Annotated in this window: 11 protein-coding genes; 10 read left to right on the forward strand and 1 reads right to left on the reverse strand. The window is 60.7% G+C overall.

From position 1 onward, the window contains the following. Nucleotides 1-133: 133 nt before the first annotated feature. The 9 genes from ACYU7Z_RS15015 to cysK all read left to right on the forward strand — a co-directional run bounded on the left by ACYU7Z_RS15015 (nucleotide 134) and on the right by cysK (nucleotide 10,035). A complete protein-coding gene (locus ACYU7Z_RS15015; RefSeq protein ID WP_460571905.1) occupies nucleotides 134-433 on the forward strand; it encodes a hypothetical protein in 300 nt (99 codons plus the stop codon). 179 nt (nucleotides 434-612) lie between these two features. Beyond that, nucleotides 613-1,311, forward strand: a complete 699-nt coding sequence (locus tag ACYU7Z_RS15020) for an adenylyl/phosphoadenylyl-sulfate reductase (RefSeq protein WP_460571907.1) — start codon at nucleotides 613-615, stop codon at nucleotides 1,309-1,311. Nucleotides 1,312-1,318: 7 nt separating this feature from the next. After that, entirely contained in the window at nucleotides 1,319-2,212 is an 894-nt protein-coding gene (gene cysD / locus ACYU7Z_RS15025; protein ID WP_460571909.1) for a sulfate adenylyltransferase subunit CysD, read from the forward strand. A gap of 38 nt (nucleotides 2,213-2,250) precedes the next feature. Next, nucleotides 2,251-5,256 (forward strand): TonB-dependent receptor, encoded by a 3,006-nt coding sequence (locus ACYU7Z_RS15030; RefSeq protein ID WP_460571911.1) that lies wholly within the window; start codon nucleotides 2,251-2,253, stop codon nucleotides 5,254-5,256. Nucleotides 5,257-5,264: 8 nt separating this feature from the next. Continuing rightward, the gene (locus tag ACYU7Z_RS15035; protein ID WP_460571913.1) at nucleotides 5,265-6,014 is read left to right on the forward strand and encodes a DUF2490 domain-containing protein; all 750 of its coding nucleotides are present in this window, start codon (nucleotides 5,265-5,267) and stop codon (nucleotides 6,012-6,014) included. Between the two features lie 2 nt (nucleotides 6,015-6,016). Continuing rightward, nucleotides 6,017-6,976 carry a sulfite exporter TauE/SafE family protein gene (locus ACYU7Z_RS15040; protein WP_460571915.1) on the forward strand — a complete coding sequence of 320 codons (960 nt, stop codon included), beginning with the start codon at nucleotides 6,017-6,019 and terminating at the stop codon, nucleotides 6,974-6,976. A gap of 6 nt (nucleotides 6,977-6,982) precedes the next feature. Continuing rightward, nucleotides 6,983-8,236 carry a sulfate adenylyltransferase subunit 1 gene (locus tag ACYU7Z_RS15045; protein WP_460571917.1) on the forward strand — a complete coding sequence of 418 codons (1,254 nt, stop codon included), beginning with the start codon at nucleotides 6,983-6,985 and terminating at the stop codon, nucleotides 8,234-8,236. A 53-nt stretch (nucleotides 8,237-8,289) separates the two neighbouring features. Then, a complete protein-coding gene (locus ACYU7Z_RS15050; RefSeq protein WP_460571919.1) occupies nucleotides 8,290-9,099 on the forward strand; it encodes a serine O-acetyltransferase in 810 nt (269 codons plus the stop codon). 24 nt (nucleotides 9,100-9,123) lie between these two features. Further along, nucleotides 9,124-10,035: a PLP-dependent cysteine synthase family protein gene (cysK, locus tag ACYU7Z_RS15055; RefSeq protein ID WP_460571921.1), complete on the forward strand. Its 912-nt coding sequence runs from the start codon at nucleotides 9,124-9,126 to the stop codon at nucleotides 10,033-10,035. A 66-nt stretch (nucleotides 10,036-10,101) separates the two neighbouring features. Here the strand turns inward: cysK and ACYU7Z_RS15060 are convergent, their stop codons facing one another. Further along, nucleotides 10,102-11,184 (reverse strand): serine hydrolase domain-containing protein, encoded by a 1,083-nt coding sequence (locus tag ACYU7Z_RS15060; protein WP_460571923.1) that lies wholly within the window; start codon nucleotides 11,182-11,184, stop codon nucleotides 10,102-10,104. Nucleotides 11,185-11,350: 166 nt separating this feature from the next. On the opposite strand from ACYU7Z_RS15060, the gene ACYU7Z_RS15065 reads away from it, so the two are divergent. After that, complete coding sequence (locus ACYU7Z_RS15065; protein WP_460571925.1) at nucleotides 11,351-11,620, forward strand: hypothetical protein; 270 nt, start codon at nucleotides 11,351-11,353, stop codon at nucleotides 11,618-11,620. Nucleotides 11,621-11,637 lie beyond the last annotated feature (17 nt).

The following is an 11,637-nucleotide window of genomic DNA, read 5'->3' on the forward strand; positions in this document are numbered from 1 at the left end:
TACGAGCCCTCCGGAATTTCCTGCACGCCGGCTAAGCGGTTTCCGGTAGCGGCGCCAAATTGGTTTCCGCGTGCCGGAATAATGCTGCATTTTAGAGTACCGCTTGCCGGGAAACTGTAAAATCCACACTCCTATGACGCTATCCACGAACCCGCTGACGGGTCTGAAAAACGCTTGTGCCGTGACCCCTGCTTCCGCCAGCGAGCCCCTGTATCAATGGGCCGCCCATGCGCAGGCCATCCGCTCGGAGCTCCAGGAAAACATGGCGCAGAGCCTGGCCGCCGCCAAGCTGTACCTCGATCTTGCCGAGCGCGAAAACGACCGCGTGCTCCTCGCGAAAGCCAAAGACCTGGTGGACCAGGTGATCCACGAAATGATCCGCCTCACGCGGCAGCTGCCGCCCGCAGGCGAAGGCCTCGCGCTCGCTGTATAAGCCGCTTCGCCCTTATCGTTCTCCAATGCCCGCACCCTGTGCGGGCATTGGCGTTTATGCGTGCCTGTCATGCCCCGGTCAAATACTATATTAATTTGGTAGACTAATGGAGCGCACCTATTTTCGCCCCGGCGCTTGCGCTTTTTCGACTGCTTGCTGTAGGACACAATACAAATCCTATGGTCTATCTACAGGAACTCAACGATCTCTTTGCAGCGGGCGACACCGTTGCGGCCCTGCGCCGCGTAACGGAGCTTTTCCCGGGCAGCACCGTCTTCTCTACCTCGCTGGGGCAGGAAGACCAGGCGCTTACCGACCTCATCGCCCGAAACGCGCTCCCCGTGCGCATTTTCACGATCGATACCGGCCGGCTCTTTACCGAGGCCTACGATACGCTCGACCGCACGTCGGCACGCTACAGGCTTTCCATCGACCTCTACTTCCCACAGGCCGACGCGGTGCAATCGCTCGTGGCCCGCGACGGGATCAACGGATTCTATGAGTCGGTGGAGCAGCGCAAGTCCTGCTGCGCCGTGCGCAAGGTGGAGCCCCTCAACCGCGCGCTGCTCGGGGCGCAGGCCTGGATCACGGGGCTGCGCTCGGAGCAGAACGAGCACCGAAGAAGCGCTCCCTTCGTGGAATGGCTCCCCGAGCGCGGGTTGTACAAGATCAACCCGCTGCTCCACTGGACCTACAGCGATGTGCTCGATTACCTGCAGCAACACGACGTCCCCTACAACCCGCTGCACGACCGCGGCTTTATTAGCATCGGCTGTGCACCCTGCACACGCGCCATCAGCGCCGGCGAAGACCCGCGTGCCGGCCGCTGGTACTGGGAAAGCTCCCAGAAAGAATGCGGCTTACACCTTGTAAAATAAACGATCCATGACCCGATTTCCCCGTGAGCTGGAAGACGAAGCGATCTACATAATGCGTGAAGTGGCGGCGCAATTCGAGCGGCCGGCGCTGCTGTTTTCCGGCGGAAAAGATTCGATAACCCTCGTGCACCTCGCGCGCAAGGCCTTCTTCCCGGCCCGGGCGCCCTTCCCGATGCTGCACATCGACACCGGACACAACTTCCCCGAAACGATCGCCTTCCGCGACTGGCTCGCCGCCGAGAGCGGCCTCGAGCTGCAGGTGCGCTATGTGCAGGACTCCATCGATGCCGGCCGGGCGCAGGAAGAGACCGGTAAATACGCAAGCCGCAACGTGCTGCAGACCGTAACCCTTCTCGACGCCATTGCCGAGGGTCGGTACGACGCCTGTATCGGTGGTGCCCGCCGCGATGAGGAGAAGGCCCGCGCAAAGGAGCGTGTGTTCTCCGTGCGCGACGACTTCGGCCAGTGGGATGCCAAGCGGCAGCGCCCCGAACTCTTCGACCTGCTCAACGGACGCATCCAGGTGGGGGAGAACGTACGCGTGTTCCCGATCTCCAACTGGACGGAGCTCGATGTCTGGAACTATATCCGCGAGGAAGGCCTGCGGATCCCGTCGATCTATTTCTCGCACAAGCGGCCCATCATCGAGCGCGACGGACTCTACTGGCCTTATTCGGACTTTCTCAACACAACGCCCGACGAGGTTCCCTTCGAAGGAACGGTCCGCTTCCGCACCGTGGGCGACATGACCTGCACCGCCGCGGTGCTCTCCGATGCCGCCGACCTAGACACCGTGATCGCGGAGATCGAAGCCGCCACGCTTTCGGAGCGGGGCGCGCGGATCGACGACAAGCGTTCGGAGGCAGCCATGGAAAAGCGGAAAAAGGAAGGCTATTTCTGACCGTAGAACTACAATCAATCATCAAGTAACCAGGAACTATGTTGCGGCTTTTTTCGGAACGACAGGACAACAACCGCTGGCAAAGGGCGGGACGCTACCTGCTGCAGGCGCTGCTCATCGTATTGCTCGTGCTGCTGGGCGCGGGACTGAATGTATTGAAGGCACAGGACGTTATTGAAATATCGGGCATCGTTACCGCGCAGGAAGGGCATGAGCCGCTGGCCGGCGTAGCGGTGCAGGTAAAGGGACGGCCGGTTGGAACCGTGAGCAACGATAATGGAGCTTTTGTGCTCCGCGTGCGCGGCCCCTTGCCGCTGACGCTCGCCTTTACTTCGATCGGCTACGCGCCGCAGGAGGTCACGATCGGGCAGGCCGATGCGCAGCTCCGGGTAGCCCTAGCCACGCGAACGGTGCTCGAAAACGAGATCGTGGTAACGGCCTCGCGTGTGCCGGAGAGCATTCTCCATTCGCCTGTGGCGATACAGAAGCTCGACATCCGCGCCATCAAGGAATCACCGGCGCCGACCTTTTACGACGCACTCGAAAATGTAAAAGGCGTGCAGATGACCACCTCGAGCCTTACGTTCAAGGTGCCCAACACACGTGGCTTCAACATCCCGAACAACTTCCGGTTCATGCAGCTTGTAGATGGTGTAGACATGCAGGCTGCTACGCTCGGTGTGCCGCTGGGTAACGCCATCGGGCCTACGGAGCTCGACATCCAGAGCGTGGAAATCACGCCCGGCGCGGCTTCAGCGCTTTATGGCATGAACGCCATCAACGGGATGGCCAACCTGCTGACCCGCGATCCCTTTCACAGCACCGGGCTGAGCATCTACCAGCGCACCGGCGTCAACCACGTCGACGGCATCGACCATGCACCCGCACTCCTGAGCGAGACGGCACTTCGATATGCTGCATCGTTCCGCCGCCTTGCGTTCAAGGTCAACTTCGGCTATATGCGCGGAACCGACTGGCGTGCCGATACCCGTCTTGACCAGAATACCAACGATCTCAAAAGCGCCAACCCGCGTTACCCCGAGTTGAACGGTGGTGCGAACATTGCCTTCGATGGCTGGAATAAGTACGGCGACGATGCGCTGGCCGGGTCGAACGTAGTATCCATCAGCGGCCTCACGATCAACGGGCAGGGCAACCAGACGCTGCGCGTAGCACGAACCGGCTACTGGGAAACGGACCTGGTGAGCGCGCGTGTCGACAACCTGAAATTCGATGCGGGTTTGTACTACAAGCTGCGCGGCGGATCGGTGCTTTCGTACACGTACCGTGCGGGCCGTATGGATGGCGTATTCCAGCGGGGCAACAAGATCCAGCTCGATAACGTGTGGGTGCAGAACCACAGGCTGGAGCTTAAAGGCAAGGCCTTCCTGCTGCGGGCCTATGCATCGATCGAAAACACGGGCAATTCGTACAACGTCAAGCCGCTTGCCGACAACCTCGACCTGTACAGCGGCGGTGCCACCGATACCAAAACGCCGGCAAGCTGGGGCACGAAATTCCGCAACGCCCTTAACAGCTATGCGGCTGCCAACGGAGGCCTTACGTCGGCCAACCTGGCGGCTGCCAGCGCCTGGGCGCGTGCGCAGGCCGATGCCGACCGCGTACTCCCGGGTACGCCTGAATTTGACCAACTGAAGAACACGATCATCTCGATCAATAACTGGGATATCCGGTCGGCGGCCATTCCCAACGCCCCCGAAACGGGTGGCGCCGCGCTCGTGCAGCGGAGCCGGATGTATCATTTCGATGCGCAGTGGGATCTCAGCGACCGCATCCGCTTCGTGGATCTGCTCGCCGGCGCCGACGCGCGCGTGTACGAGGTGATCCCGGACGGCAACAACTTCGTCGACTTCTCGCGTCCCATCGACGAGCGCAATGTGCCGCTTAAAGACGGCTCGTATGGAAAGAACGTCTATTACAAAAAGGTCGGTGCCTTCGCGCAGGCCACAAAGAAGCTGTTTGAGGACCGGCTCCGGCTGTTCGGATCGCTCCGCGCAGACTACAACCCGGCCTTCGATCCCGAGCTGACGCCGCGCCTCGCTGCTGTGTACACGCTGCGGAAGAACCACAACTTCCGCGCAACCTGGCAGGAGGGATACCGGTTCCCGGCACTTTTCGAGGCGCTTTCTTTTGTCAACAACGGTCGCGTACGCCGCGTGGGCAGCCTTCCCTACATCAACGACGGGTTGGGCTACCTCGACAACAGCTACACACAGGCTTCCGTGATCGACTTCAACGCGGCGGTGTCGGCGCAGGGCAACACGGATGCCGCCGCCCTTGCCAACCGCGACAAACTGGTCGTTGCTAACCTTCCCAAAGCCCGCCCCGAGCGGATCCGCTCCTTCGAGATCGGCTACAAAGGCCTCCTGTTCGATCAGAAGCTCCTGGTTGATGTGGACGCGTATTTCAATCGCTACGACGGGTTCCTGGGCCAGCTGCAGGTGTATGTGCCAAAAGGAGAGACGCTGGGCTCCGATGCGGCGGTACTGGCGATGCTGGACCGCAACCGCGATGCGACCAGCGCGACGCCGGCAACGGCCGCCAGCAAGGGACAGGACCGCTACCGCGTGTACACCAATGCCCGCAACGCGTATAACAACTATGGCTCCGCGCTTGGCGTTACCTACAACTTCTACCGGAAGTACACGTTCGGCGGCAACCTGTCATACAACAGGATGAAGGCCAACAGCAGCGGCGACATTTTCGTAACGGGCTTCAACACGCCCGAATGGGCGGCCAATCTTTCCTTTGGCAACCGGGCTATTGCCAAGAACGTTGGCTTCAACGTCGTGTGGCGCTGGCAGGATGCCTTTCTCTGGGAAAGCCCGCTGGTGACGGGGCAGGTAGACGCGTACAGCACCGTGGATGCGCAGGTAAGCTTCGCGGCGCCAAAGCTCCATGCAACCTTCAAGCTGGGTGGCTCCAACATTTTCAACCGGCGCTACCTGCAGTACGCCGGCGGCCCCAGCATTGGCGCGCTTTACTACACCGCTATTACCATCGATAATCTTCTTGCTAAGTAAATTGCCGGATGAAGAAACTATTCCTGATACCCGTATTTATACTGTTCATCGTCTTTGGCGCAGGTGCGCAGACGAAAGTGCGCACGCAGGCCGTGCAAAGCTGGGTTGGCTACTTTAATCAAACGCGGCTCAGCAACCGCTGGGGGCTCTGGCTCGAGGGGCAGCTGCGCACCGAAGACGGGCTCGTAGACGAGCTGTCGCAAAGCATTCTCCGCGGCGGCATCACCTACTACCTGGCCGATGTTACCAAGCTCACGGCCGGCTATGCGTTTGTAAATCATTTCCCGGCCGACAATCACCCCGATGTGTCGCAGCCCGAGCACCGCGCCTGGCAGCAGCTGCAGTGGCACACGAAGTACCGGCGCCTCCGTACGATGCAGTGGATACGGCTCGAGGAGCGCTACCGGCGCCGCATCGCCGCCGACGGCAGCCTCGGCGACGGTTACCAGTTCAACTACCGCGCGCGCTACAACTTCCTGCTGCAGCTCCCGCTCTCGCGGGAAATACGCAAGGGCAGCGTGTCGCTTATTGCCAACAACGAGCTGATGGTCAACTTCGGCAAGGAGATCGTGACCAACTATTTCGACCAGAACCGGGCCTTCCTGGGTGCCGCCTACCATATCAATTCAACCGACAACCTGCAGCTGGGTTACCTCAACGTATTTCAGCAGCTCGCTACACCGGGGCGCTACCGTACGCTGCACACGGCGCGGATATCCTTCTTTCATAACCTAGACCTGCGAAAAAAGAAAAGCTGACCATGAACCCAACCAGCAACACGGAGCCTGAAGTACTTGTGGAGACAGAACCGGTCGAAATCGTTGCGCCCGCCAACAACGGTGAGCGGCGCTGGAAGCGGCTGGCCTCGCGGCTCGTGCTGTTTTTTGCCTTGCTCGTTGTTGCCAACCTCGTTGTCGCTTACCTGCCGCTGCCGCCGCTGCGCGAGTGGTGGAGCGACCTAGCGCCCACCTTCAACCGGCAGTTCTTTCTCTTCGTGCTCGCCGGCTTCGTTGCGCAGATGGTCGATGGGGTGCTGAGCATGGGGTACGGCGTTACGTCGGCCACCTTCCTCATGTCGCTGGGCATCAGCCCAGTTTCGGTAAGTGCCGCCATTCACACGTCCGAAGTATTTACCACCGGCATCTCGGGCTACAGCCACTACAAATTCGGCAACGTCAACAAGAAGCTGTTTCGCCATCTCGTGATCCCGGGCGTACTTGGTGCGGTGCTTGGCGCCGGCATGCTGGTGCTGCTGGGTGAGCGGGCCGGCAAGTGGCTGATGCCCGCCATCGCGCTCTATGCCGGTTTCCTGGGGTTGAAGATCCTGATCAAAGCCTTCGGAAAGCCTGTGGCCAGCGGCAAGGTGAAGCGCCTCGGGCTGCTGGCAGCTGTGGGCGGCTTTCTCGATTCGTTTGGCGGTGGCGGCTGGGGGCCGATCGTTACCAGTAGCCTTATTGCCAAGGGACGCTCGCCGAAATACACCGTCGGGTCGGTAAGCCTCACCGAGTTTTTCGTGACGCTCGCCAGCGCCTTCACCTTCCTCGTTACGGTGGGTGTCAGTCACCTGTCGATCGTGCTGGGGCTGCTTACGGGTGGCTGCCTGGCGGCGCCTGTTGCGGCGCGGCTCGCCGGTCGCCTTCCCCGCAAGACGATGATGATCGCGGTGGGCGTGATGGTGATGATCTGGTGTGTGCGCATGTTTCTTAAAAGCATTCAATAAACGACCATGGATATTTTACGCATAGCAACAGCAGGCAGCGTCGACGACGGGAAAAGCACGCTCATCGGGCGCCTGCTATACGATACGGGCTCTATTCCCAACGACAGGCTTGAAGGACTCGAGGCCAGCAGCAGGCGCAAGGGGCTCGACTTTACCGACCTGTCGCTGCTCACCGACGGACTCATCGCCGAGCGCGAGCAGGGCATCACCATCGACGTGGCGCATATCTACTTCGCAACCGGCAGGCGCAAATACATCATCGCCGATACGCCGGGGCATATCGAGTATACACGCAACATGATCACCGGTGCTTCCAACGCGCAGGCTTCCATCGTGCTGATCGACGCGCGCAACGGCGTCATCGAGCAAACGCGCAGGCACCTGTTCCTCTCGTCGCTGCTGCGGCTCGGGCAGGTGTTTGTATGTGTCAACAAAATGGACCTCGTGCAGTTTGACGAGGCCTCCTTCCGAAGCATCGAGTCGGAAGTGCGCGCGCTGGTTGCCGCCATTGGCTATCAAGGCTCCTTGCACTTCCTGCCTATCGTGGCGAAGGATGGCGATAACATCGTAACGCCATCCGCGCGTATGCCCTGGTATACCGGTGCGCCGCTGTTGCAGTACCTCGAAGAAACACCGGTGCATACGGAAGAAGCCGGGCTGCCCGCGCGCTTCCCTGTGCAGCTGGTCATCCGTCCGCACTCCGACGAGCACCACGACTACCGCGGCTACGCGGGACGGCTCGCGAGCGGTGTGCTTCGCCGCGGCGACGAGGTGCAGGTGCTGCCTTCGGGCCGCCGCAGCCGGGTACGCCGGATGACGAAGGCCGCGCAGGAGCTGGTCGAAGCGCGCGTGGGCGACTCCATCAGCCTCGAGCTTGACGACGACATCGATGTAAGCCGCGGTTCTATGATCGTTCCTGCGGAGGAAGCACCCGCAGCGCTGCAGTCGTTCGGTGCCACGATCAACTGGATGGATGAGACCGCGCTGGCACCGGCAAAGACCTACATCCTGCAACACGGTACGAATCGTGTCAAGGCGAAGCTGTTGCCGCAGTCGGTGCTCGACGTGCATACGATGGAGTCGCGTACAGGTGTGACCGTTTTCGGGCTTAACGATATCGGACAGGTGCAGGTGCGTACGGCCGCGCCGCTGTTTGCCGAGCCCTTTGCTGCGAACCGCCGCAATGGCGCCTTTATCCTGATCGATGAGTTCAGCAACCGGACGGTAGCGGTAGGTTTTATCGAAGCGCCCGGAAATTAGCCTTGGGGCTTTTGGCCCCCGGGTACATTTGTTTTTAGATAAACCGTAACGACATGGGCAGACAGGAATTGATCGCAAAGCTGGAGGCGGCCGGCCGCGCTGCGTGCCGCTTCGGGCCCGATAAAGAGCAGGCCCGGCAATTCGTGGAGGAACTTTTTTCGCTCCTGTTTGGCTACGGCCAGGATTCGTCGGCGTCGGCGCTTGCTGCCCGCTACGACGAGCTTGCACTTGAGCTCCGCGCCTTGCTGCCCCAATCGCTGCGCGCGGAAGCCGAGCATTTTTTCGAAAAGCTTCCGTCACTCTACGACGCACTTCTTGACGACGCGCAGGCCATCCTCGACAGCGATCCCGCGGCCCGCTCGCTGGAGGAGGTGCTCAGTTCCTACCCCGGGTTTTACGCAACGTTTGTGTACCGCGTGGCGCACGAGCTATGGCAGCAGGGATGCCAGCTGCTGGCGCGCTTCCTCGCGGAGCATGCCCACGGGCGCACCGGCATCGACATCCATCCCGGCGCGCGGATCGGGGCAGCCTTCGCCATCGACCACGGCACCGGTATCGTGATCGGCGAGACCACCGTCATCGGCCGGCACGTGAAGATCTACCAGGGCGTGACGCTCGGTGCCCTGCAGGTGTCGAAGGAAGCAGCTGCGGCCAAGCGGCACCCGACCATCGGCGACGGCGTGGTGATCTATGCCGGTGCGACGATCCTCGGCGGCGATACCATCATCGGCGACGGCAGCATCATCGGCGGCAACGTATGGCTTACGTACAGCGTACCTCCCAACTCGGTGGTGTACCACAAGAGCGAGGTGCACATCAAATCGGCCGTTCCCTTCCCGGAGCCGCTCAATTTCGTCATCTGACACATCACCCATAAACCAAATAAGATGAAAGCAGACAACATTCTCGGCATCATCGGCAACACGCCCCATGTACGGCTCAACCGCCTCTTCGGCACCGACCACGAAGTATGGATCAAGCTCGAAAAGCAAAACCCCGGCGCGTCTATTAAAGACCGCATCGCGCTGTCGATGATCGAGGACGCGGAGAAAAAGGGAATACTTACGAAAGACAGCGTCATTATCGAGCCGACATCAGGCAACACAGGGATCGGCCTGGCGCTGGTGGCCGCTGTGAAAGGCTACAAATTGATCCTGGTGATGCCCGAGAGCATGAGCATCGAGCGGCGCCGCCTCATGCAGGTGTACGGCGCCGAGTTTGTGCTGACGCCGCGCGAGAAGGGGATGAAGGGTGCCATCGAGCGGGCCAAGGAGCTCGCTGCCGAAACACCCGGTGGCTGGATCCCGCAGCAGTTCGACAACGCCGCCAACGTGGAGATCCACCGAACGACATCGGCAAAGGAAATCATCGACGACTTCGGCGACGGCCTCGACTACGTGATCACAGGTGTGGGCACGGGTGGGCATATCACGGCCATTGCCGAAGTGGTGAAGAAAAAACTGCCGAACCTGAAAGTGTTTGCCGTGGAGCCCGAGCTTTCACCGGTGCTGAGCGGCGGCGCGCCCTCACCGCACCCGCTGCAGGGCCTCGGCGCCGGCTTTGTGCCGTCGATCCTTAATATGTCGGTACTTGATGGCGTGATCCAGGTGGGCAAGGACGAAGCCTACAGCTACGCGCAACGCCTTGCCAAAGAGGAAGGAATTTTTGGCGGTGTGTCGACCGGCGCGGCGCTTGCGGCTGTTGCCAAAAAGCTCCCGGAGATACCAAAGGGCTCGAAGATCCTTACGTATAACTACGATACGGGCGAGCGCTACTTCTCCATCGAGGGATTGTTCTGAAATGAATGTTTTTTCTACATACCGAAGGGCAGCAAAGCTGCCCTTCGGTATTTGCGGGCGAAGCGCTCACTTCATCGCTTCATCCAGCAGCTTCTTCAGCTCCTTGTAGCGCGCGTTGCGGCCGGCGCTTTTGAGGTAGAACGTCATGAGGAAGGCGCAGTATTTTTTGTCGTTATCCACGAGTGGAAAGGAGCCGAAGAGACCGGGGCTCGTAACCGCTTTTGTTGCGTTGGTGGTGCTGGCGGTTTCCATCACCCATTCGCCGAAGCCGTAGCCGAAGTTGCCGGCTTCGGCGGGTGCGTAGGCCACGCGCACTGCGGACGTAATGCGATTGACCTGCATGGCGGCCACGCTTCCTTCACTCAGCACGCGTTTGCCTTCGAAGGTTCCCTTGTTGAGGATCATGACGAGAAAGCGGAGGTAATCATCGGCTGTGCTGCGGGCGCCGCCGGCGGGCAATGCCACGGGTTTGTCGCCCCAGTCGGTATGGGTCATCTTCAGCGGCGCGGCGATACGCACGGCAAAGAGGTCGGCGAAGCGCTGGCCGCTGATCTTTTCAAGCACCGCGCCAGCGAGCTGGAGGCCGGCGTTGCTGTAGCGGAACACCGTGCCCGGCGCGCCTTCCATGGGAAGTGCGGCCAGCTTTTCCACGGCTTCATCCATGCTCCGGATGCCCTGCATCTCCTGCAGGCTTTCGCGGAGGTCGGGAGCACGGATGCCCGTTGTGTGCGACAGGCACTGGGCGATGGTGATGCCGCCCTTGCCGCTTCGCGACAGCGACGGCAGCCAGCGGCCGATGGTATCGGTCAGCCGCAGCTTGCCTTCATCCACGAAGGTCATCACGAGCGCGGCGCTGAGCCACTTGCTGCAGGAGGCGATCATCTGCTTCGTCTCGGGTGTGTAGTCGCCTGTCTCCGCTTCCTGTCCACGCCGCCTTGCGATGAATTGCGCCACCCGCTTCTGTCGCCCGCTGGTTTCGTTGGCGCTGCCCGTATATACGATCTTACCATCGCGGTATACGACCAGTACGGCGCGGCCGCCCATCTGCGGGGCGTTGCGCTGCAGCCAGGCGTCGACAGCGCTGAAATCGTATTGAGCGTGGCATAAGCAGGAGAGCAGGAGGAAGGCGGTTACGAAGAAGGGTCTCATGAACATTGTCTTGTGCGGGTTAGAAACAGGCAGGCGCGCAAAGTTTAATCAACAAACGCGATTGACCGGCACAAGTGACCGGTTCTCCTTGAAATCGCGCGGTCTTTTAAACCAATTCCTTTTTTCCCGATCCTACGCATCTACTGCTAACCTAAAAGCGGCTGCTATGAATCAATACCATATCAATTCCATCGACGACGTACGCGGGTTGCTTCAATACATCTACTGGCGCTGTGGCCAGCCCTTCGACCCGGCGCAGGACGCGCGTACGCTCCTGACCTCCGATGGCGCCCCGGCCTTCGACGAGGAGGAAGGCGCCGTGCTCGACTCCGCCCTGCTCGAATGTTTCTTCTATTGCATCTTCAACCGCATCGACCTGTACCGGCTGCTCGCAGACCTGCTTCCGGGCGCGCCGCAATTTCGCAACGTGGCCTGATCGCGCGCGAGGCAGTG

This window comes from Flaviaestuariibacter terrae (assembly GCF_054777635.1).

Bases quoted from the DNA above. Each gene is read 5' to 3' on its own strand.
- ACYU7Z_RS15015 (WP_460571905.1), top strand. From the start codon at position 134: ATGACGCTATCCACGAACCCGCTGACGGGTCTGAAAAACGCTTGTGCC.
- ACYU7Z_RS15020 (WP_460571907.1), top strand. From the start codon at position 613: ATGGTCTATCTACAGGAACTCAACGATCTCTTTGCAGCGGGCGACACC.
- cysD (WP_460571909.1), top strand. From the start codon at position 1,319: ATGACCCGATTTCCCCGTGAGCTGGAAGACGAAGCGATCTACATAATG.
- ACYU7Z_RS15030 (WP_460571911.1), top strand. From the start codon at position 2,251: ATGTTGCGGCTTTTTTCGGAACGACAGGACAACAACCGCTGGCAAAGG.
- ACYU7Z_RS15035 (WP_460571913.1), top strand. From the start codon at position 5,265: ATGAAGAAACTATTCCTGATACCCGTATTTATACTGTTCATCGTCTTT.
- ACYU7Z_RS15040 (WP_460571915.1), top strand. From the start codon at position 6,017: ATGAACCCAACCAGCAACACGGAGCCTGAAGTACTTGTGGAGACAGAA.
- ACYU7Z_RS15045 (WP_460571917.1), top strand. From the start codon at position 6,983: ATGGATATTTTACGCATAGCAACAGCAGGCAGCGTCGACGACGGGAAA.
- ACYU7Z_RS15050 (WP_460571919.1), top strand. From the start codon at position 8,290: ATGGGCAGACAGGAATTGATCGCAAAGCTGGAGGCGGCCGGCCGCGCT.
- cysK (WP_460571921.1), top strand. From the start codon at position 9,124: ATGAAAGCAGACAACATTCTCGGCATCATCGGCAACACGCCCCATGTA.
- ACYU7Z_RS15060 (WP_460571923.1), bottom strand. From the start codon at position 11,184: ATGAGACCCTTCTTCGTAACCGCCTTCCTCCTGCTCTCCTGCTTATGC.
- ACYU7Z_RS15065 (WP_460571925.1), top strand. From the start codon at position 11,351: ATGAATCAATACCATATCAATTCCATCGACGACGTACGCGGGTTGCTT.